This window comes from Pseudomonas sp. F007, from assembly GCF_057814275.1.
This window is the reverse complement of record NZ_JBVATA010000008.1, coordinates 233,294-253,981: the sequence shown is the minus strand read 5'-3', so window position 1 is coordinate 253,981 and position 20,688 is coordinate 233,294. Positions and strand designations below refer to the sequence as shown.

Below are 20,688 nucleotides of genomic sequence, written 5' to 3'. Positions count from 1 at the left end.
CGTCTCTTTTTATTGTCTGAAGTGGGTTCACGGCAGCGGTAACTGGCGCAGGCCCTGGGCGCCGGCGATCACCAACGACGCCGGACCTGCGGCTTGCACCGCCGCGGCAGGCCCGAGGCGCGCTGGCGACTGTTGGCGGAAGCTCGCGCCGTCATCGCTGCTGACCAGCAGGTGCCCGGCCTGGCTGACCAGGAGGATCCGGCCATCGGCAGTGACGGCAGCGCCGGTAATGCTCGACGCCAGGCCCAGTTCGACCTTGTTCCAGCTCGCGCCCTGGTCGAGGCTGCGATAGAGATTGCCGCGCAAACCGTAGGCCAGGGCGACCCCGGGCTTGCCGGTGATGCCGAAATAGCTGCCGCTGTAAGGAGTTGGCAGAGTGCCGAAGCGCCCGCTCGCCGGGTCCAGTTTGAGCACCAGGCCTTGCTCGCCGACGATGAACAGGTCAGCGCCGATCTGGCGAATGCCATACAGGTTCAGTGCGCCCGGGTTGTCGACCTGGTCCATCAGCGGCTGCCAACTGTGCCCGCCGTCGTCGGTGCGGAAAATCAGGTTGAAGGCGCCGACCACGTAGCCGGTTTGCTCGTTGGCGAACCACAGGTCGAGAAAGGGTTTGTCCGCGCCCTCCTCGATCATCCGCTGGGCGTCGGCCAGCAAGGCCTGGTTCGGTGTGGCCTGGCGCTGGTAGTGCGCAAGCATGAGCTGTCCGAGTTGCCGACCATCGAGCTGGCGGCGCCAGGTTTGTCCGGCGTCGCTGCTGTGCAACACCACGCCGTCATGCCCCACCGCCCAGCCCTGGGTCGGGCTGGGGAACTGCACCGCCACCAGGTCTGAACTGACCGGCACTTGCGCCTGGGTCCAGCGTGCGCCGGCGTCATCGGAATAAAAAATATGCCCGCGCTGACCCACCGCGATCAGCCGCTGACCGGCACTCGCCAAGCCAGTGAACGCGCCGTGCAGCGCCTTTTCACTGACCAGCGCCGGACTGGCCAGCGGGTCGACGAACTCGTTGGCGACCACGGGCCGAATCAGCGGCACGGCGATTGCCACGCCCAGTGCCGCAAGCGTTATCCATCTGAATGCATTCATGGGATTTACCTGAAAAAAAACCGCCGGGCAGCGAAGAGCCCACTGCCGGCGGCAAAAAAAACACCTGTGTCGACGGATCAGCGAATGCCGGTACCCGCCAGGGACTCAGGTGCCCACTGCGCTTTGGAAAGCGGGTCGGTGTACTTGACGCCGCCATACGGACCGTAAATCCCGGTGATGTTGTAGCTGCCGGAGACCAGGTCATAAATCATGTGGTTGTCGGAGTTCGGCGCCTGCACGTCGTAGCTGTAGGCCAGGTGCGCGAAGGAGCCGCGGTACAGCTTGCCGCTGGCGTCGTATTCGTCGGACGCCAGGGCAATCCAGCTGTCCTCGTCGAGGTAGAAGGTGCGCTTGCTGTAGATGTGGCGCTTGCCCGGTTTCAGCGTGGCCTCGACCACCCACACGCGGTGCAACTCCCAGCGCATCAGGTCGGGATTGACGAAGTGCGGCGTGGTGATCGCGGCGGCGTCCTTGTGGTAGTTGAGCTTGTAGGTGTTGTAGGGAACGATCATTTCCCGCTTGCCCACCAACTTGAAGTCGTAGCGATCCATCGCGCCGTTGAACACCCAGGCGTCGTCGTAGGTCGAGGCACCGGCCGTGCCGGGGTTGGGCGTGTCGTAGGCGATGTCGGGCGCCAGTTTCACCCGGCGCTGGCCCGGCAGGTATTGCCAGCCACGGCGCTCCATTTTCAGCGGGTTGACCGCGTCCTGCACCAGGATCGCCTCGCCGGCACGGCGGGCCGGGGCCTGGTACAGCAGCTTGGTCTTGAAGAACAGGTCGGTCTCTTTCGCCGCCTCGGTACGCTTGGGGTCGTAGAGCGGGTATTCGAGGTAAGCGTTGCCGGACGTGGCGAGGATCGCCCGGCCGGAGCCGTCGACGTTCCACGAATCGTACTTGAAGTTGATGGCGTAGCCCTGATAGCGCAGCAGGTGGTTCCACATCGCTTCATAGCCATTCTGCGGAATCGGGAACGGCACGCCCGGCAAGGCATTGTCCAGGGCCAGGCCGCCTTCGGAGGTGGTGGTGCCGAGGGCATTTTTCGCGGTGTTGTCCAGCAGCCGTTGCGGCAGGGCGACGCTGCGATGGGTGGGGTACAGGTCGACCCGGAACCCGGGATAACGCTTGAGCAATTCCTGGGTGGTGGCCGTGAGTTGGCCGCTGTATTGGCCGAAGTTCTTGCCGTCGATCAGCGCTCGAGGTTTGTCGGCCTCGAACGGATCGGGACGAAACGAACTGCCCGGCTGGAAGCTCGCGGGGGGGGTGGTCAGGCCACCGGTGTAGGCCGGGATGGTGTTGTCGGCATTGCCGGCCTGTTCGGCACCGACGCCGGTCAGGCTGCTGCCCAGTTTGGCCGCCTGGTCGGCGGGCACCGCTGCGTGGGCCGCGCCGCTGATGGCGAGGCTCAGGGCGGTGAACAATAACGTGTTGATCAACTGCATGGGGTGACTCCTGCGTTCAAGCAAAGATTTCGATCAAATGGTCGTTTTGAAGGTGAAGGTGACCATGCCCCGATCCTTGAGCTGCGGTTGCGTGCCGCCAAAGGCGGTGGTCTGCCCCGGCGCGCAGTTGTATTGGCCGTTGGCTCCTGGCGCGGCACCGTCGCCCTGCCCCCTGGCATTGCCCGCCGTATCGCAGGTGTCGAAGGGGCCGAAGTTGTCGACGTACTTGAGGTCGAAGCGGTACTGGTTGCGCACGTCCATGCCGACACCGATCGAGTAACTGCCCGAATCCTCGTTACCGCCCAGTTGCACCGCCGAGTTGCCCGACAGGCCGACGTTGTAGCTCAGCGGCATGAACAGATCGATGCCGGGAGCCACCTGATACCAGGTGGGGTTGAAGTTGACGCCGAGCACGTAGTTGTCTTTCGTGACCTTGTCGACGCCGCGGTACCAGTCCTCGCCCTTGAACAGCTGCTGGTTCTCGGTAACATCCAGCCAGCGGCTGTAGGCCAGTTCGACCAGCAAGCTGGAGCTGTCCCAGAGCGGGGTCGCGCCAAAGGTGGTCAAGCCATTGAGCACCGCATGCACGGTGTTGCCTCGGGCCACGCCGTTCTCGCCATCGAAACCGCTGATGAAGCCGGGCAACCCCGCAGCACCCGCCGCCGGATTGACCGCCGCCGGAACGCTGGCCAAGGGCATGTTGTGGCGGTAGTTGAGGTCCAGGCCGACGCTGACCCCGGCAACACTTTTCGACAGGCTGAGGCCATAGATATCGATATCGTCGACATAGAACTGGTTGTAGCTGCCGACGTTGCCGGAAATCAGCTCTGCCGGCCCGACCGCCTTGGGCTGCAACACCAGGTTGGGCAGGATGTCGGAGGTCTTGCGGTAGTAGACACCCAGGGTGCCCTCCAGCCATTGCGGGCTCCACTTGGCCATCAAGCCAAAGTCACCGTGCTTGTCCGGGGTGTAGGTGTGACCGTTGGACAGGCGCAGGAACTGGTTGGCGCCGATCGGTCCTGGCAGGCCGAAGAACGGGTTCTGCCCGGCAATCAGCGACAGGTTGTGGCCGCCATTCTGCAGGCCGTCGTTGAAGCCCAGGTAGGTGCCCGACTCCGGCAGGCGCGCTGCGTCCCAGTCGAGGAAATACTGGGCGGCGACCGTCAGCTCCGGGTTGAGGGTGAAGCTGGCGGACAGTTGATTACGCGGAATGAACAGTTCCTTGGCCTCGGTGCCGGGCACCGCCAGCGCCTTGGAAAGGTCCAGCCCGGATTGGCCATAGCTGTTGCCATGGGCGAACGCAAGGAGGGTTTCGCCCCAGTAATTGGTGTGCTTGCCGGCTTTGCCGCTGAGCAGCGACTCGTCACCGATGTCGGTGCTGGCAAAGACGAACGCATCGAGAATTTCTGCCGACGGGCCGTTGTAGTAGCGATCGGAATAGCCGCTCTGGTGCCGGGCGTCCGGACGACCATTGTCGAGCTGGTTAGTCGAGGCGTTGGCACTGCCGACATCCTCGTAGGCATGGTCGTACCAGGAGTTGGCACTGACCCGGAACCCGGCCTTTTCCTTGTAAACCACATCCAGCTCGGACAACACGTCGAGCCGCTGGGCCACCGGGCTGCCGGAGGAGAAGTTGCGATTGCCGTCGTTGTTGTTCCACGAATGCGCCAGCTTGCTGTTGGGCGCCTCCACGCGCTGGGCGTAGTTGAACTTCAGGGTGTTGTCGAAACGCACCGCGAAGTCTTCATTACCGGTGTTGATCTCGACCGCATGCACCGGGGCGATGCCCAGGCCGGTGAGAATGGCGGACGCCAGCAAGCCCTTGCGGAGGTTGTCGGGGCAGATCTTATTGTTGTAATTCATCAAGCGTGGCACCTGCTCATTGGTTGCGAAAAGTCATGGGTTAATCACTGCGCACACGGTCTCCTTTCAGGTGCGTTGTAAAATGTTCACCGACACCGCCCGGCCCAGGGCGCTGCTGTGTTGCAGCGCCGTGCGGACGCCGTCGATTTGTCGGCCTGGTGCCCGCTCGCGCAGTTGCCAGACCAGCTCCACCAATTGCGCCAGGCCGCTGGCACCGGGGGCGTGACCGCGTCCCAGCAGGCCACCCGAGGGGTTGATGGCGTGCATCTGCCCGCGCAACGGGCTGTTGATCTGGACAAACCGGGCAATCTCCTCCTCCCGGCAAAAGCCCAGCGCGGCGCTGTTGACCATGGCGTCGGCGACGCTCTGGTCGTGCAGTTCGGCGACGTCGATGTCCTCCGCGCCGAGCCCGGCCTGCTGATAGGCCTGCTGCGCGACGCGCCGGGTCGTCGCCCGGCCCAGCACATCGAGCACGCAAGCAGATTCCTGCTCGCAGGCGCAGTCACTGCCCCTGGCACTGGCCAGCACCTGTACATCGGCCGGCGCCCCAAAACGCAGGGCGAAGGCCGGGGTACAGAGCACTGTCGCCGCGGCACCGCAGGCTGGCGGACAGAGGAAAGGCGCAAAACGACCGTCGTCCTGCACCGTGCGATAGAGCAGCGCACAGGGGTTGAGCGCGGCCTGGCTGCCGGCCCTGGCAAGCACCTGATCAACGTCGGACGGGCTCACCCCCATCTGGCTCAGCAGCCAACTGTGCTGCGCGGTGAACAGCTGCATCGGTTGCAGCCGTTGCGCGAGCCAAGCGCTGAATTCGTCAGCCTGGCCAAACACCGGTAACCCATCGCCAAAGCCGAAGAACTGCCGATCGCCCATGGGCGCTGGCATGCACTCCACACCGACCACCAACACGCATTCGGCCTGGCCGCAGCGCAGGCTGTTGAGGGCCAGCTCGAACGCACTGCTGGCCGCTACGCAGGCATCGCCGAGGCTGAACACCGGCAGTCCTGAATAGCCCATCTGCGACAGCGCCTGGACGGCAATCCCGGCACCACCGTGGACGCAGGAGGTAAAGACCTGGTCCACCAGTTCGTAGTCGATTCGCGCATCCGTCAGCGCCGCACGAATGGCCTGCCCGGCCATCGTCGCGTGCCCGGCGCTGCTACCCAGCGGCTGAAACGGCGCCATTCCCGCACCGGCGACCAGCACCTTTCCAGACATCGTCATCACTCCCCAACGGCGCACTTGTTGGGGTCAGACTAGGGTTTCATCGAGGGGCTTGAACCCCCATTGGCAGGGGGTATCGGGGGGCAATCGGACCAGGGGGATGTGTGTAGCGCGGGACTGTCAGCTGGCGCTTTCGAGGATACCCAGCATGTAGGCCCGCGCCACCACATGCTGACGGGTGCCGGCCTGGAATTTGCCGAACAGGTTTTTCAGGTGCCACTTCACGGTTTCTTCGCCGACGGCCAGGGCCATGGCGATCTGTTTGTTCGACAGGTTGCGTGCCAGCAACTGCAACACTTCGCGCTCCTTGGGGGTCAGCAGGCGACTCGGCGACACGCTGGAAGCCGGCGGTTCGACCCGGATCGCCGCTGCCGTCCCTGGAGCCAGTGGTTCTCCTTCCTGGGCTTCCCGCTGCAGCGACTGCAGCCATTTGGGCAGCTCCGGATGGGTGTCCTGCACGATCCGCTGCATGCCATGCTCCTGGGCGAGGCTGACCGCTTCCAGCAAACAGGCCTCGCCATCCTCAGCCCCGGCCCTGAGCGCCAGGGCCGTGAGTAGCTTGATCTGCACCAGGTCACGTCCCCGGCGCAGCTGTTGCGCGATCACGCTGGATCGCTCGAGCACCGCCAGCATTGCCGGCCAATCGCGCCTGAGCAGCAACACATAGGCTTCGGCGACGCCGGCGATCAGCGCCAGCTCCGGCCCGAGCAACCCGCTCTGCTCGCGGGCACACAGCGGCGTCACCGCCTCAAGGCGTCGCCACAGGGCCTTGCAGGTGTCGTTGCGGCCCTGCAAGGCGTGCAGGCGAATCTGCTCGGCCAACGAGGCCATGCACAGGCGCGGCATGTCGCGCTCCTCGCCCAGGGCAAACAAGGCTTCCAGCAGATCCTGGCAGCGCGCCCGCTGGCCCTGAATCGCCGCCAGGCGCGCGGCGGCGAGGTAGCCCTGGACGATGGTGTCCGGCGAGGCGTGGCGCTCGACCATGTCCATGCGGTTCGCCAGCACGGTACTGGCCTGAAGAATTTCCCCGCGCTCGAGCAAGACCATCGCCTGGGTGCAAGCCATCATCACCGCAATCGGACTGCGCCGACCGATGTCCTGCTCGGCCACCAGCAGGCTGTCGCGCAAGGTGTCCTCGGCGCAGCGCATGCGCCCTTCCCACAGGTAGGAGAAGCCCATCAACCACGCGCCAATCCCGCGAATCGCGTCCATCCCGGTGGTCCACGAGTAATGCGGCGCCCGCTGGAAAATCCGCCGGGCCTTTTCCGGCTGGCCCTGGGACAAGGCCAGCCGGGCATACTGGTTCGCCAACATGGCCTGGACCTTGACCGGAAACCCCGGCATGCGTTCTGCCCAGGGTGACACCAGCGCCAGCGAATCATCGATACGGTCGGCAAAGTAGGCAGCGGCACTGCTTATCGCCGCCGCTTCGCACAGAGTGGCCTGATCGCTGGCATGCCGCCGCTCGATGGCCTGGATCATCTGTGCCGCTTGCGCCTGGCGTTCGCCCATGGCCAAGGCCCAGGCGGCCCCCAGGCAAATGCGCGGGCGGTCCAGCACGGCCTCGGTGCCGAGTTCTTCGATCCACTCCAGCACTCGGCTGAAGCGCCCGCGCAAGGCGACGTCGTAGACACATTCTTCGATCACTTCATAGGCCGGCCCCGGCAGCCCGGCCAGCAGAAACTGACGGGCCGCCTGTTCGAGAAATTCGTGCTGTTGCAACCACAGCGCCGCTCGCCGGTGATAACCCTGACGCTGAACGTCGGCCAGGGTCGCAAAGCGTCCCAGCAGAAACTCCCGGGCCAGCGGATGAATGCGCACCCAGTCGCTGTCGATGCTCTCGACAAAAATCGGCGTCGATTGGCACAGCTCCGCCAGCAGCGCTTCTGCCCGTGGGTGCTCGGTGAGGGCGGCGCACAACGAGGGCTGGACCCGTTCCAGCAAGGCGATCCCGGTCAGAAAATCAACCTGCTCCGCGCTCAGTTGCGCCACCAGGTTCTCGACGAAATAGTGCTGGATGTCCCCCGTGGAGGTGGCCAGCGCAGCAATGGCGGCGGCCGCGCTCGGGGCCTTTTCCAGTGTGGAAATGGCCAACTGCAAGCCCAGGGGCCAGCCTTCCGTCACCTCATGCAGGCGCACAGCCTGATCGGCATCGATCTTCGCGCCAAAGTGCCCGCTCAGAATGCTCAGTGACTCATCGATGCCCAGGCGCAGATCGGCGGTGCCCACCGTGGCGTAGCGACCCCGCGCCGAGAGATCGCTGACCTGCAGGTTCAGGCGCACCCGTGAGGCCATAATGATCCGCAAATTGGCCGGGGCGTTGTACAGCAGGTAGGTCAACAAATGGCGAATCGTCGGGGCCGGCAAGCTGTCGGCCTCATCGAGGATCAGCACGGTTTCGCTGGCCAGCTCGGCGACTTGCGCCAGCCATTGGGTCAGGCCTTCGAACTGATCACGTCGCGGTTCACGGACCCGCTCGAAAACCCGGACAAAGGACTGGCGTCCGCTGCCAGTCGCCATGGCCAGGCCCAGGCCCTGGACGAAGCGGCTGCCGTCATCCTGGCCATCGAGGCTCAGCCAGGCCACCACCGCCCCTTGGGACAGGCATTCGCGGCGCCACTGGGTGAGCAGGAAGGTCTTGCCGAAACCGGCAGGTGCCTGCACGGCGATGACCATTTTGTCGGCCAGGCGCGGGGTGTCGAGCGCCAGTCGGGCACGGTTCGGCACCGAGGCTTTGACCCGCGGCGGTGTGGTCTTGAGGATCAGTTGCGGCTCTACGGGATCCATGGTTCCTGGTCTTTGGTGAACGGTCAGTGACGGCGAGCGGCGTTGAGCAGAGCGTAGCGCTTTATCGGGGACATCAGTACTGCCAGGTCAGGTTGGCGGACAAGGCTTGCATCCAGGTGTCATCAAACTCCCCACTGATGCGCGGCCCCGACAGTGACTTGCGCTGATCCACGGCCAGGTCGCCCATCCACACCAGCGCCCAGCCTAGATTGACCTCGGTCTGCTCATTCAGCCCATAGGTCAGGCCCGTCGCCAGGCGCCAGGCAGCACCCGTCGGCAGGCTCAGGGTGCGATCGGCATCCGCCACCGCCGAGCTGTCATAGGCCATGCCGAGGTCCCAGCGCAGATCAGGCCTCAACTGGTATTGCGCACCCAGGGCCAGTTGCCAGGTGTCCTGATACTGCGCATCGAGGGTCGCCGCGCGTTCATTGCCAGCCCTGCCGTCGATATCGACGCCGATCTCGCCGAACGTCGACCAGTCCTGCCAATTCAGCGACGCCAGCAACGCCCATTGCCCTCCCAGTTGCTGATACAGGCTCAGGGTCGCGGTCTGCGGTACACGCAGATCGAGGCCAAGGCTGGTGCCGTCGAGACGGCTGGCCAACGCACTGCCGCCCTGCACCTGCACGCGATGCTGGAACTGCAGATCCACCGGACTGGTGTAGGCCAGGCCGATCCGGGTGCCGGGCTGCGGCGCATAGATCACTCCAAGGTTGACGCCATACCCCCAATCACTGTCGTGGTACTGGTAGTGACCGTCCTCTCGCTGGCCCAGGCCAAACGGCGACTGATCGATAGCTGCTTCGGAACCGAGCATCGCCTGCATGGCCTTGTGGCCCATGCCGAGCGACCACTGATCGTTGAGGCGATAGCCCACACTCGGCACCAGTGACAACCCGGCCAGGCTGGCGTTCTGCAGGAAATACCGCCCAGCCCAGTGATCGGGATACTGTTGCCCGAGACCGAAATCGGCATAGGCACCAAAGCCCACCACCCAGTGTTGATCCAGGGCGTGACTGATGAAAAAACTTCCGGCAGGAATCGGTCGAAGCACATTTCCACTGTCGCTGCCCGCGTCATCTTCGAATTGCAGCGTGCCGAACAGCAACTGCGCGCCCGCGCTGACGTGGGTGCCCTGCAGATAACCCAGGCCCGCGGGGTTGCTGGCGATCGTCGCGGGCCCTTGCGCCCGCGCCGCAGCACCGGCATTGGCCAGGCCGAGATTGTCCGTGGCGATCTCATGCAACATGAGTCCCCCGGCAAAGGCCGCCGGGTTGATCAACAGCGTCAGCGCCGCAAGCGTCATGCGCCAGGTTGCAGGTTTTTTCGACGGCATGACGCGCCCTCTGGTGAATGGGCGCCAATTAGAAAGTGCCGCCCCCCTTCACACACCCCCAACCACAGGGGGGGAAGTCAGGGCATTTGTAAGCAATCGTGGCACTTGCATAGGCATAGGGGGTATACCTATCATGGCGACCTCAATGCACAGGAAAGTCCGCCATGGGTCATATCGCTGCCAACAAAGACGACTTGCTCAAACGCGTCAAGCGCATCGCCGGTCAAATCCAGGCCGTTGAACGGGCGCTGGAGTCCGATCACGACTGCGCCAGGACCCTGCATCTGATCGCCGCCACCCGCGGCGCGATCAACGGTTTGATGGAACAGGTCATCGAGGACCACGCCCGCGAGCACGTCGCCAACCCAACACTCAGTGAAGCCGAGCGCAATCAGGGCGTCGAAGAGCTGTTGGAAGCCATTCGCCGTTATTCCAAGTAAGTCGCCAGGTGCCCCCCCCATGAATAGCAATCCGGTACACGAGCACGTGTTCCTCGGCTCGGCCCACGACGAAAATGCCAGGCGCACACTGTGGGTGGTCGCCCTGACCCTGGTGATGATGGTCGGCGAAATCAGCGCCGGCTACCTCACCGGTTCGATGGCGCTGCTCGCCGACGGCTTTCACATGGCGACCCACGCCGGCGCCCTGGGCATCGCGGCGGCCGCCTACGCTTACGCCAGGCGTCATGCCCACAGCCCGCGCTACAGCTTCGGCACCGGCAAGGTCGGCGATCTCGGTGGCTTCGCCTCGGCGCTGATTCTCGGCATGGTGTCCCTGGGCATCGGCATCGAGTCGGTGATGCGCCTGCTGCAACCGACACCCGTCGATTTCGGCACGGCGACGTTGATCGCGATCGTCGGTCTGGTGGTCAATATCGTCAGCGCCCTGCTGCTCGGGCATGGTCACAGCCATGAGCATGAGCATGACGATCATCACCACGACCATGACCACGCCCATCACGGCCACGACAACAACCTGAAATCGGCCTACGTCCATGTCCTCGCCGACGCGCTGACTTCAGTGCTGGCGATCGCCGCCCTCCTCGCCGGGCGCTATCTGGGCTGGGTCTGGCTGGACCCGGTGATGGGAATTGTCGGCGCTGTCGTGATCGGACGCTGGGCATGGACCCTGATGGGCGTCACCGCGGCGGTATTGCTGGATCAGACCGATACACAGATCGCCGAGGAAGTGCGCGAGCGGGTCGAGCAGGCAGGCGATGCCACCATCACTGACTTGCACGTCTGGCGGGTCGGGCCGCAAGCCCATGCCGCGATTGTCAGCGTCCAGGGCGCGACCACAGTAGACGCCGAACGCATCCGCGAGCGGCTCAAGCCGGTGCATGAAATCAGCCACCTGACGGTCGAGTTTCGCCCGGCCTGATTGACCATTTTTTGCAAGGAACCCTGCATGCCTCCAGGCAAACGCGAACTGGCACGGATCGAGCGCCGGTTGATCGCCACCCTCACCGACGCCTGCGAAACGGCCAAGGGTGAAATCCACGGCTTTGCCTGGCTCACCCACACCGTCGACCTCAACGCCCTGACTGACACCCTGCGGATCACCTGGGTGTTCGAGACCCTGGCCGACCGTCAGCGGGCCGAGGCCAGCGCCAAGGCACGCATCGTCGAACTCACCGCGATCGCCCTGCGCGAGGCCGACATCGACCTGGCGCCAACCGCGCGCAACCTGTGCCTGGACTCCGAAGAAGAGTGCCAACGCAGCCACGCCGGCGATTGGCGCAAGCGCCTGGCCAGGAGTCGTTGAACGTGGCCAGGGAAATCGAAAACCCCTGCATCGCCGTGTGCCAGATCAGCGGCGACCTGTGCATCAGTTGCGGGCGCAGCAAGGCCGACATCCGCCAGTGGAAGCGCATGAAGCGCCCGGAAAAAATGGCGGCGGTGGCACGGGCAACCCAGCGTTTGAAAGCCCTGAACAAAGTGCGTCGCTGATCACCGGGCGCAGTTCACAGACCAGTAGGAGATGACAACGCGGACACTCCCGCACCGGCCCACCCACATGAATCGCCCGCGACTGCTGCAAATGGCAGCCGCGGCACAGTGGTGTTCGCTGCGAGAATGATCCGCTGCCGGTCCCTCTCGCATCGCCGATCACGGCTTTACTCGAGCACGCGGGGATCGCGACGGATTTCCTCGCGTGCCATCGCCTCCCAGAGAAACGGGAAGCCGTTCGCATCGGTGCGCCCACCCGTCGCGCTCACCACACTGGCGGGCAACGCTGTACCGCCGCCGAGCGCCTCGACATGCCAGGCCAGACGACTGCGCCATTCCAGCGTGATGGCTCGCAGGTGCGCCTGGCGAATACCGTTGGCCACCACCAGCACGCCGTGGTTGGCGAGCAGCGCCCATTTTTGCGTGCCGAGCGCTTCGACCACCGCACGGCCTCGGTCGCTGTCTTCAACCGTGCCCTGATATTCGTTGTAAAGTACCGGGTCGGTGTCGACCAGTGCGGAAGTCTGGTCGTAAACCGGTGGAATGCGACCACTCGCCGACCACACCGAGCCCCAGCGCGGATGATTGTGGATCACCACCCCGACGTCGTGCCGAGCAGCATGTAGGTCCATGTGCAGGTTGATCGCCGGGGTAATGTTCCACTCCCCCTCGATTACCTTGCCCTGCTGATCGAGGCGCACGATATCCGAAGCGGTCACTTCGCTCCAGGTAAGCTCCCATGGGTTGGCCAGGTAAGTGCCGTCATCCTGGCGAACGGTGATGTGGCCGGCGATATGGTCATTGTAGCCTTCGCGAGACAATACCCGGCACAGCAACGCCACACTTTGATGCGGTGTCAATGGCGGCAGCAACGAGTGCCGACCTGGACGGGGAATGTAACGTGCCAGCAGGGTGTAGTTCAGTTCATCATTCAACATGGCGATATCCTCTTGAGCGAGCGCTGCAGGCGTCGCTGGGCAATCAAAGGGTTATGCGTGCAACGGCCCACGAGCGAACACCGAAGTGCGCTGCATCCGTCGTTGATGCGGCTGATAGTCGAGGATTGCGTTGTGCAACACACTGCGGTTGTCCCAGAGCACCATGTCACCGACGCGCCAGCGATGACGGAAGCCGAATTGGACCTGTTGGCAATGTGCATGCAGGTAGGCCAGGATCGCATCACTCTCGCCGATGGCCAGGCCGTCGATATGAGTGGTGTAGGTCGGACTCAGGTACAACGCCTTGCGACCGGACACCGGGTGCTGAAGCACCAGCGGATGCAGATGCCGCCGGTTCATGTTGATGACCTCGACGTAGCGCTCGTGGCTGACCACATTCTGGCGCAGCGCCGCCGTCATCGGTCCGTTCATGTCGTGCCAGGCGTGAAGCCCCTCGAGGTAGTGTCGCATCCGCTCGGACAGCCCGTCATAAGCGCTGGTCATACTGATCCAGCAGGTGTCGCCACCACAGGGCGGAAGAATCTGCGCATGGGTCATGGTGATGATCGGCGGCCGGGGCAGAAAGCTTTCGTCGTGGTGCCACATATCGGCTCGATCACCCAGCTTCGAGTCGATCACGGTGATCTGTTCGAAGCCTTCCCCAAGGTTGGGATAGAAGGTGTGCACTTCGGGCTCGCCGAAATAGCGCGCAATCGCCAGATGTTGCTCGGGCCTCAGTTCCGGGACAGGCAGCACCAAGGCTTCATGTTTGACCAGCGCAGCCTCTAGCGCTGCCAGGGTTTGCGGCAAAACGACTGAAGCAGGATCCAGGTCCAGCACTTCGGCCCCCAGGTTGGGGCCAAGGGGCCGGACGGTGAACAATGACGACATGGGCTATCTCCTGGTGGCGTTGGAACATCCAATCTCAAGGGGCGCATCACTACGCATTTGGACGTTGTCTGATCGACGAAAAAGATAATACTCAGGTCGAAACGGCTGAGATATTCGCATTCCGCCCCTTCAGAAAGACCACGCAACCATTTGTTTTATAAGATATTTTAAGGTTTGGCCGGTCAAAGCTGGAGGTACCACTCGGATTTCCATGAACAACCAGGACAAGGACATCGCCATGGGCCAACAGTCATCACAGGAACAGCTTCCCGCGTTACGCAAACGCCCGAGCCAGTCACGCTCGCGGGCATTGGTGGTCGCTGTGGAGCAGGCCTGTCTGCGGATTCTCGATGAGACTGGCGAAGCATCGCTGACTGTCGCCCGGATCGCTGAAATATCAGGAGTCGCGATCGGCTCGATCTACCAATACTTCCCTAACAAGGATGCAATTGTTGCATTGCTGTACGAGCGGGTTCTCGACGAAGAATCCGCCCAGTTGCTGAAAGTGCGCGAGAGGCTCGTTGGCGTGCCGTTGCAACCGGCGCTTCGAGAAATATTGGCCAACATCATTCGTGTCGAGACTCGCCTGTTCAAACTCAACAAGGCTTTCCATTTGCGATATCACTCTGCCCTTCACCTGGGAATGTGGCGCGGCCCGTACCGTACGGCAGGCGAATTCATCGAAGCCACCTGGCTGCCGCTGCTGCACCTGTACCAGGATGAGATCAGCACACAACACCCTGCCCTGGCAGCGTATCTGCTCGGTCAGGGGTTGCGCAGCGTCATCCGATCGGTACTGGAGGACCTCCCGGCGCAACTGGAAGAGCCAGCCTTGCTTGACAGTCTGGTGGCCATGGCCGTTGGCTGTCTGCGCCCACCGCCATCCGACTGACCCAGGCTTTTTCCGGCGTAATCGGTGTAATTCATTTCCCCTGCGTTGTCAGGCACTTCGCTGACAAATCCCGCAAAACATCCGTTAGATGGCAGACTCTCCAGCATTCACTTGTAACGGAGACCACCATGCTCGGAGCATTCGAACGCCGGCTCGACCCCTTCCCACCTGACGAGGCGCCGCCACCGCCGATGGGCATGGTGCGCTTTCTTTGGGCCTGCACCCGTGGCGCTCGCGGCTACATCCTGGCGCTGGCGCTGCTGAGTGCCGCGGTCTCCATTTACGAAGCCTGGCTGTTCGCCTTTCTTGGCCAGGTGGTCGACCTGCTCGCCAGTTGGCAGGCCGGCGGCGCGGCGCCGGGTGAGGAAAGTCGGGTGCTGTGGGGCATCGGCATCGTGCTTGTCACCAGCATCGGCCTGGTGGCGTTGCGCACCATGGTTCAGCACCAGGTGCTGGCGATCAACCTGCCGTTGCGCCTGCGCTGGGATTTCCACCGGCTGATGCTGCGCCAGAGCCTGTCGTTCTTTTCCGACGAGTTCTCCGGGCGGGTCACCACCAAGGTCATGCAGACCGCACTGGCGGTGCGCGAGGTGTTGTTCACCCTGATCGAAATCCTTCCCGGCATCGGCGTCTACTTCATCGCGATCATCGCCCTGGCCGGCGGCTTCGCCCCGAAACTGATGCTGCCCTTTGTACTCTGGCTCGTGCTGTTCGGCCTGGCGATGCTGTACTTCGTGCCGCGCCTGGGCAAGGTCGGCCAGGAACAGGCGCACGCACGCTCGTCGATGACCGGCCGGGTCTCCGATGCCTACACCAACATCACCACGGTCAAACTGTTCTCCCACTCCAAGCGCGAGGCGCATTTTGCCCGTGCGGCGATGGAAGATTTCAAGGTCACCGGCTTTCGCCAGATGCGCCTGGTCAGCCAGTTCGAGATCGTCAACCAGGCGCTGGTGGTTGGCTTGATCATGGGCGCCGGCGGCTATGCCCTGTGGCTGTGGCACCAGGGCGATGTCGGCACCGGCGCGGTGGCAGCGATCACCGCCATGGCCCTGCGCATCAACGGCATGTCGCACTGGATCATGTGGCAGATGACTTCGCTGTTCGAAAGTTTCGGCACCGTGCAGGACGGCATGGCGACCCTGACCCTGGGGCCCAAGGTGCAGGACGCGCCGAACGCCGGGACACTGGTGCCGATGGGCGGCGCGGTCAGCTTCGATAATGTCAGCTTCAACTATAACGGCGAGCGCCAGGTGCTCGATGGCCTCAGCCTGGACATCCGTCCCGGGGAGAAAATCGGCCTGGTGGGCCGCTCCGGTGCCGGCAAGTCGACCCTGATCAACCTCCTGCTGCGCTTCTACGATGTCGACGCCGGGGAGATTCGCATCGACGGGCAGAACGTTGCCAAAGTGACCCAGGACAGCCTGCGCAGTGCAATCGGCATGGTCACCCAGGACACCTCGCTGCTGCACCGATCGATCCGCGACAACATCGCCTACGGTCGTCCGGATGCCACCGACGAGCAGATCCAGCGCGCCGCCGCCAACGCCCAGGCTGACGGGTTCATCAGCCAGCTCAGCGACCGCCAGGGCCACAGCGGCTACGACACCCTGGTGGGCGAACGTGGAATCAAGCTGTCCGGCGGCCAGCGCCAACGCATCGCGATCACCAGGGTGATGCTGAAAAACGCGCCGATCCTGCTGCTCGACGAAGCCACCAGCGCCCTCGACTCGGAAGTCGAAGTGGCGATCCAGGAAAGCCTCGACGAGATGATGCAGGGCAAGACCGTGATCGCCATCGCCCACCGCCTGTCGACCATCGCCGCGATGGATCGGCTGATCGTCATGGATAACGGGCAGATCATCGAGCAAGGCACCCATGCCGAGTTACTGGCGAAAAACGGCACCTATGCGCGGTTGTGGCAGCACCAGAGTGGCGGGTTCCTGGGGGAGGATCAGGGGGTGGTGGAGGAAGTGGAGTAAGGCGGTAGATCAGATCCTCCGCCTTCGCTGGCAAGCCAGCTCCTACAGGTTCATTTGTGGTGGATGCAGATCTTGTGATCGGCCACGGAACCTGTAGGAGCCAGCCTGCTGGCGATGAAGTTGATGCGGTGTGCCTGATGGCCTCATCGCTGGCAGGCCCCACAGCGGAGGCAAACCCCTCAGGACTTGCCCGCAACCCGCCCGGCATAGTTCAGCACAAACTGCACATGGGCCTTGACCCCAGTCGCCAGGGTCTCATCGTCCACGGTGAAATACGGGCTATGGTTGGGCGCCGCCTGGTTCATGTCCTGGCCCTCGGACGTCGCGCCGAGGAACACGAACAGTCCCGGGACTTTTTCCGCGTACAGCGAAAAATCTTCGCTCGGCGACAGCGATGCCGGCAGCCGCTCGACTTTGCCCGGTGCTGCCAACTGCAGCGCCGGGACCATCGCCTCGGTCAATCCGGGGTTGTTGGTGGTGACCGGTGCGTAGTGCATCACTTCCAGGTCGGCCTTGACCTCATAGGCAGTGGCGATGCCGCTGACCAGGGTTGGCAGTTTCGTCAGGATGGTGTCGCGGATGTCGGCGCTGTTGGTGCGGATGGTTCCGGACAGGGTCACGGTTTCGGGGATGATGTTGGTGGCGGTGCCGCCGTTGATCGAGCCGACGCTGATCACCCCCATGCCCTTGGTCAAATCGATACGGCGGCTGACCAGGGTCTGCAGGCCGTCGACGATTTTCTCGCTGGCAACAATCGGGTCGACCCCGGTCCAGGGTGCCGAACCATGGGTCTGCTTGCCGTTGACCGTGATGCGGAAATCGTCGGCACTGTTCAACGCCGTGCCCGGTTTGAAGTACAGGTGCCCACTCGGATAGCCGGACATCACGTGCACGCCGAACACCGCTTCGACTTTCGGTGAATCCAGCGCGCCGTCGCGAATCATCGCCTTGGCGCCGATCACTGCATGGGTGTCGAAGTCGTCGACATCGGCGGCGCCCTCTTCCGCTGGCTGGAACAGGAACACCACGGTGCCGGGAACATTCTCCCGGTTCTCCGCCAGCACGCGGGCAGCGCCGAGCAACATGGCCGTGTGGGCATCATGGCCGCAGGCGTGCATCACCGGCACGGCTTTGCCCAGGCGAACGCCCTCGTCTTTGCTGGCGAATGGCAGGCCGGTCATTTCCTTGACCGGCAACGCGTCCATGTCGGCCCGCAAGGCGACCACTGCGCCCGGCTTGCCGCCGCGCAGCACCCCGACCACACCGGTCTTGCCAACGCCAGTGCGCACTTCAATGCCCCAGGACTTCAGTTGCTGAGCGACCAGCGCAGAGGTCTTGACCTCGGTATTACCCAGTTCGGGATGCTGATGAATGCTGTGGCGCAGGTCGATCACTTGGGCACTGGCCGCGGCGACGGCCGGATTCACCCAGGGGGCATCGGCGGCGTTGCACAGCGTCGAAGAAATAGCCGCGAGTACGGCAAGGCCAAGTGGCGCTGGAGATTTCATCGGTGGGTATCCTTACAGGTTGGTTTTTGTTGTTGGAGAGGCTTAGAAAATCCGCAGCGGCCATTCGACCACCACGATGTTCATGGTGATGTCGCCGTCCGGCTGACCGCCGATTGCGTTGTGCATGCCTCGGCGCAGACGCACGCGCATGTCCTTGGCCGGACCGCTCTGCACCACGTAGCGGGCTTCCAGGTCCAGTTCCTTGTGCGAGGCGCCGTCGGCATTGGCCCAGGCGCCGTAGTGCGGGTTCGGCGAGTCGGTGATGTCGTAGCCATAGACATAGCGCCCCATCACGCTCCAGCCGGGCACGCCATAGGGCGCCAGGTCGAGGTCGTAGCGCACTTGCCAGGACTTTTCGTTGGGGCCGTTGAAGTCCGACGCCATCACCGCGTTGCTGAGGAAGATCGAATTACCGAAGGCGCCGGAGCCGTTATTTCCGAAGCCGATGTAGTCGAACGGGGTGTCGCCGATGACGTGTTCGAACGCCAGGGTGAGCTTGTGGTTGAGCAGCGAGTAGGCCATCAGTCCCGACCAGGCGGTAGAGTCGATGGCACCGGCATTGGCCTGGCCCTGGTCCTGTGTATGGTAAAGGTTGCCCTCAAGATCGAAGCGGCTGCCGGCGCTGGGCTTCCATGAGTAACTGCTGCCAATGTATTGCTGGCGCCACAGGTCCTCGAACTCGGAGCCATAGAGACTGACCGAACCCTGCTCGCCCAGCGCATAACGACCACCGGCGAAGTCGACAGCAGCGGTCTGCACATTGGCGTAGTTGGCCCACAGCCCGCCCCGGCTGCTGGTCGAGGCCGGCTCGGTGCCTGCAGTGAAATGCCCGCCTTCGAGCAGCAAGTTTTGAACGTCCTTACTGCTGAGGAGAAAGCCGGTCGCCGTGCTCGGCAGGATGCGCGCGTCGGCGGTGGCGAACACCGGATTCAGCACTTCCATCTGCCCGTAACGCAATTGGGTTTGCTCGTAGCGCAGCTTCAGCAGGCCGCCGGCTCGGCCGTAGGCGCGCTGCGGTTCGCCCTGATCATTGACCTGCAGATTGCCGTAACCGGCATGACCGGCGCCGCCATCCAGCTTGAACCCGGCGTAGCCAAACGCATCGACGCCAAGACCCACCGGACCCTGGGTAAAACCCGAGGTAAAACTCAAGCGTTCGCCGAGGGACACATCGCGCGGATCCCGTCGGTTGTTGCGGCGTTGATCATGACCGTCGCCGGCGATCCGGGTATTCAGGACGTTGAAACGGTTGACCAGGGTCAGGTGACTGTCTGCCAGAAAGCCCTGCTCTTCGGCCACGCAGGTTCCGCAAAAAACCGCCGTGCAGGCAACAGCCAACGGCCACAACTTGGAAGTAGGGGACATGCACAAATCCATCAGATTGAAGAGCGCTTGAGCGCCTGTTTTTATTATTCGGCCGTGACCAGCGCCACGGCCGCTTTCGGAGGCTCAGTCGAGGCGCTTGCCTGCGGTTTCCCTGGACATCGCCACGCCGACCAGGGTCGCGCAGATGCAGATCATCACGTACAGCGCGGGTGCGTGGTTGTCCCCCGTCAGGCTGATCAGGCCGGTGGCGAAGAACTGGGCGAAGCCACCAAAGATCGACACGCCGAGGCAATAGACCAGCGACAGGCCGGTGGCACGAATCGCCCTAGGGAACATCTCGGTCAGCATCACCACCGACGGCACGGTGATCATCACCAGCAGGAAGGTGTTGAAGATCGACACCAGCATCAGGGTGATCAGGGTCGGGAAATGGGTCATCAACAGGAAGGCCGGGTAAATCAGGATCAGCATCGGTACGCTGCCGAGGACAATGGTGCGACGCCGACCGATCCGGTCACTCAGCTTGCCGGCCCACAGCGACAGAATGATCTGCACCAGGGCGCCGAGGCAGGACGCGCCGATGCCGACCTGCAGCGGCAGGTGCAACACCGCGACGGCGTAGTTGGTCATGTAGTCGAGGACGATGTAGCTGCTGGCGGTGCCGCCGATGGTCAGCAGCACGCCGGCGCCCAGCACCCGGCGATGGGCCGAGAAGATCTGTCGCAGCGGCGGCGCCTGATCCGCGCTGCGTTCAGCGGCGGTTTCCTGCAGGTGCCGGCGGATGTACACGCCGACCGGCAACACCAGCACTCCCACCAGGAACGGAATGCGCCAGCCCCAGCTTTCCAGGTTTGCGTCGCTGAGGCTGGCACTCAAGGCCAGGCTGACCAGCGAGCCCATGAGAAAACTCAGGCCCTGGCTGAAGAACTGCCAACTGCCGTAGAAGCCACGGTTGTGATCCTCGGCGTACTCCATGAGCATCGCGGTCGAGGCGCCGACTTCACCGCCGATGGCAAAGCCCTGCACCAGCCTCGCGGCGACGATCAGCAGCGGCGCCGCGAGGCCGATCTGAGCGTAGGTCGGGGTCAGCGCCAAAGCCGTCGAACCCAGCGCCATCAGGCACAGGGTCAACAACATCGCTGGCTTGCGTCCGGCGCGGTCGGCGTAGGCACCGATGATCAGGCCGCCCAGCGGACGCATGACAAAGCCCAGGCCAAAGGTCGCCAGCGCCAGCAACAATTGGCCGACTTCGCTTTGTGCGGGGAAATACTGCCGACCGATCACCGTGGCAAAAAAACTGAACACCGAAAACTCGAAGAATTCCAGGGCCGAGCCGAAGGTAATGGCGGCGATTGCACGGGAACTCAGGGCTGGACGAGCGGCGCGAGCCACGCTCCCCTGGGCGATAACAGTAGCGGACATGACAACTCCTTTGCCCGACGCAGCGACGGCGCAGGCCGACAGACA

Annotated in this window: 17 protein-coding genes; 6 read left to right on the top strand and 11 right to left on the bottom strand. The window is 63.5% G+C overall.

Features of this window, described 5'->3' with window-relative positions:
- Positions 1-27 precede the first annotated feature (27 nt).
- From ACZYR5_RS21335 to ACZYR5_RS21310, 6 genes are all read right to left on the bottom strand, one after another.
- A complete protein-coding gene (locus ACZYR5_RS21335) occupies positions 28-1,086 on the bottom strand; it encodes a WD40/YVTN/BNR-like repeat-containing protein (protein WP_489091420.1) in 1,059 nt (352 codons plus the stop codon).
- Between the two features lie 77 nt (positions 1,087-1,163).
- Complete coding sequence (locus ACZYR5_RS21330) at positions 1,164-2,525, bottom strand: DUF1329 domain-containing protein (RefSeq protein WP_489091419.1); 1,362 nt, start codon at positions 2,523-2,525, stop codon at positions 1,164-1,166.
- A 33-nt stretch (positions 2,526-2,558) separates the two neighbouring features.
- On the bottom strand, positions 2,559-4,388 hold the full coding sequence (locus ACZYR5_RS21325; protein ID WP_489091418.1) for a DUF1302 domain-containing protein: 1,830 nt from the start codon (positions 4,386-4,388) through the stop codon (positions 2,559-2,561).
- Positions 4,389-4,454: 66 nt separating this feature from the next.
- Positions 4,455-5,606 carry a thiolase C-terminal domain-containing protein gene (locus ACZYR5_RS21320; protein ID WP_489091417.1) on the bottom strand — a complete coding sequence of 384 codons (1,152 nt, stop codon included), beginning with the start codon at positions 5,604-5,606 and terminating at the stop codon, positions 4,455-4,457.
- Between the two features lie 126 nt (positions 5,607-5,732).
- Complete coding sequence (locus tag ACZYR5_RS21315; protein WP_489091416.1) at positions 5,733-8,399, bottom strand: winged helix-turn-helix domain-containing protein; 2,667 nt, start codon at positions 8,397-8,399, stop codon at positions 5,733-5,735.
- Positions 8,400-8,472: 73 nt separating this feature from the next.
- Positions 8,473-9,735, bottom strand: a complete 1,263-nt coding sequence (locus tag ACZYR5_RS21310; RefSeq protein WP_489091415.1) for an OmpP1/FadL family transporter — start codon at positions 9,733-9,735, stop codon at positions 8,473-8,475.
- 164 nt (positions 9,736-9,899) lie between these two features.
- Between ACZYR5_RS21310 and ACZYR5_RS21305 the strand changes: the two genes are divergently transcribed.
- Genes ACZYR5_RS21305 through ACZYR5_RS21290 form a run of 4 tightly spaced genes read left to right on the top strand, consistent with a single transcriptional unit; the run spans position 9,900 to position 11,684 of the window.
- Positions 9,900-10,175 carry a metal/formaldehyde-sensitive transcriptional repressor gene (locus ACZYR5_RS21305; protein ID WP_489091414.1) on the top strand — a complete coding sequence of 92 codons (276 nt, stop codon included), beginning with the start codon at positions 9,900-9,902 and terminating at the stop codon, positions 10,173-10,175.
- Between the two features lie 19 nt (positions 10,176-10,194).
- Positions 10,195-11,115, top strand: a complete 921-nt coding sequence (gene dmeF / locus ACZYR5_RS21300) for a CDF family Co(II)/Ni(II) efflux transporter DmeF (protein WP_489091413.1) — start codon at positions 10,195-10,197, stop codon at positions 11,113-11,115.
- Between the two features lie 27 nt (positions 11,116-11,142).
- Entirely contained in the window at positions 11,143-11,499 is a 357-nt protein-coding gene (locus ACZYR5_RS21295) for a hypothetical protein (RefSeq protein ID WP_489091412.1), read from the top strand.
- A 2-nt stretch (positions 11,500-11,501) separates the two neighbouring features.
- Positions 11,502-11,684, top strand: coding sequence for a DUF1289 domain-containing protein (locus ACZYR5_RS21290; protein WP_489091411.1), 183 nt, complete (start codon positions 11,502-11,504; stop codon positions 11,682-11,684).
- A 167-nt stretch (positions 11,685-11,851) separates the two neighbouring features.
- Here the strand turns inward: ACZYR5_RS21290 and ACZYR5_RS21285 are convergent, their stop codons facing one another.
- Positions 11,852-12,622, bottom strand: a complete 771-nt coding sequence (locus tag ACZYR5_RS21285; RefSeq protein ID WP_489091410.1) for a class II aldolase/adducin family protein — start codon at positions 12,620-12,622, stop codon at positions 11,852-11,854.
- A 51-nt stretch (positions 12,623-12,673) separates the two neighbouring features.
- Positions 12,674-13,513 carry a TauD/TfdA dioxygenase family protein gene (locus tag ACZYR5_RS21280; protein ID WP_489091409.1) on the bottom strand — a complete coding sequence of 280 codons (840 nt, stop codon included), beginning with the start codon at positions 13,511-13,513 and terminating at the stop codon, positions 12,674-12,676.
- A 211-nt stretch (positions 13,514-13,724) separates the two neighbouring features.
- On the opposite strand from ACZYR5_RS21280, the gene ACZYR5_RS21275 reads away from it, so the two are divergent.
- Both ACZYR5_RS21275 and ACZYR5_RS21270 read left to right on the top strand, forming a co-directional pair.
- A complete protein-coding gene (locus ACZYR5_RS21275) occupies positions 13,725-14,405 on the top strand; it encodes a TetR/AcrR family transcriptional regulator (protein WP_489091408.1) in 681 nt (226 codons plus the stop codon).
- A 128-nt stretch (positions 14,406-14,533) separates the two neighbouring features.
- On the top strand, positions 14,534-16,387 hold the full coding sequence (locus ACZYR5_RS21270; RefSeq protein WP_489091407.1) for an ABC transporter ATP-binding protein: 1,854 nt from the start codon (positions 14,534-14,536) through the stop codon (positions 16,385-16,387).
- 179 nt (positions 16,388-16,566) lie between these two features.
- Here the strand turns inward: ACZYR5_RS21270 and ACZYR5_RS21265 are convergent, their stop codons facing one another.
- From ACZYR5_RS21265 to ACZYR5_RS21255, 3 genes are all read right to left on the bottom strand, one after another.
- On the bottom strand, positions 16,567-17,895 hold the full coding sequence (locus ACZYR5_RS21265; protein ID WP_489091406.1) for an amidohydrolase: 1,329 nt from the start codon (positions 17,893-17,895) through the stop codon (positions 16,567-16,569).
- A 42-nt stretch (positions 17,896-17,937) separates the two neighbouring features.
- Complete coding sequence (locus tag ACZYR5_RS21260; protein ID WP_489091405.1) at positions 17,938-19,260, bottom strand: OprD family outer membrane porin; 1,323 nt, start codon at positions 19,258-19,260, stop codon at positions 17,938-17,940.
- A gap of 84 nt (positions 19,261-19,344) precedes the next feature.
- On the bottom strand, positions 19,345-20,643 hold the full coding sequence (locus ACZYR5_RS21255) for an MFS transporter (RefSeq protein ID WP_489091404.1): 1,299 nt from the start codon (positions 20,641-20,643) through the stop codon (positions 19,345-19,347).
- Positions 20,644-20,688 lie beyond the last annotated feature (45 nt).

Excerpts from the sequence above, each read along its gene's own strand:
- ACZYR5_RS21295 (WP_489091412.1), top strand. The coding sequence starts at position 11,143 with ATGCCTCCAGGCAAACGCGAACTGGCACGGATCGAGCGCCGGTTGATC.
- ACZYR5_RS21260 (WP_489091405.1), bottom strand. The coding sequence starts at position 19,260 with ATGTCCCCTACTTCCAAGTTGTGGCCGTTGGCTGTTGCCTGCACGGCG.
- ACZYR5_RS21285 (WP_489091410.1), bottom strand. The coding sequence starts at position 12,622 with ATGTTGAATGATGAACTGAACTACACCCTGCTGGCACGTTACATTCCC.
- ACZYR5_RS21265 (WP_489091406.1), bottom strand. The coding sequence starts at position 17,895 with ATGAAATCTCCAGCGCCACTTGGCCTTGCCGTACTCGCGGCTATTTCT.
- ACZYR5_RS21315 (WP_489091416.1), bottom strand. The coding sequence starts at position 8,399 with ATGGATCCCGTAGAGCCGCAACTGATCCTCAAGACCACACCGCCGCGG.
- ACZYR5_RS21270 (WP_489091407.1), top strand. The coding sequence starts at position 14,534 with ATGCTCGGAGCATTCGAACGCCGGCTCGACCCCTTCCCACCTGACGAG.
- dmeF (WP_489091413.1), top strand. The coding sequence starts at position 10,195 with ATGAATAGCAATCCGGTACACGAGCACGTGTTCCTCGGCTCGGCCCAC.
- ACZYR5_RS21275 (WP_489091408.1), top strand. The coding sequence starts at position 13,725 with ATGAACAACCAGGACAAGGACATCGCCATGGGCCAACAGTCATCACAG.
- ACZYR5_RS21255 (WP_489091404.1), bottom strand. The coding sequence starts at position 20,643 with ATGTCCGCTACTGTTATCGCCCAGGGGAGCGTGGCTCGCGCCGCTCGT.
- ACZYR5_RS21280 (WP_489091409.1), bottom strand. The coding sequence starts at position 13,513 with ATGTCGTCATTGTTCACCGTCCGGCCCCTTGGCCCCAACCTGGGGGCC.
- ACZYR5_RS21330 (WP_489091419.1), bottom strand. The coding sequence starts at position 2,525 with ATGCAGTTGATCAACACGTTATTGTTCACCGCCCTGAGCCTCGCCATC.
- ACZYR5_RS21310 (WP_489091415.1), bottom strand. The coding sequence starts at position 9,735 with ATGCCGTCGAAAAAACCTGCAACCTGGCGCATGACGCTTGCGGCGCTG.
- ACZYR5_RS21325 (WP_489091418.1), bottom strand. The coding sequence starts at position 4,388 with ATGAATTACAACAATAAGATCTGCCCCGACAACCTCCGCAAGGGCTTG.
- ACZYR5_RS21320 (WP_489091417.1), bottom strand. The coding sequence starts at position 5,606 with ATGTCTGGAAAGGTGCTGGTCGCCGGTGCGGGAATGGCGCCGTTTCAG.
- ACZYR5_RS21305 (WP_489091414.1), top strand. The coding sequence starts at position 9,900 with ATGGGTCATATCGCTGCCAACAAAGACGACTTGCTCAAACGCGTCAAG.
- ACZYR5_RS21335 (WP_489091420.1), bottom strand. The coding sequence starts at position 1,086 with ATGAATGCATTCAGATGGATAACGCTTGCGGCACTGGGCGTGGCAATC.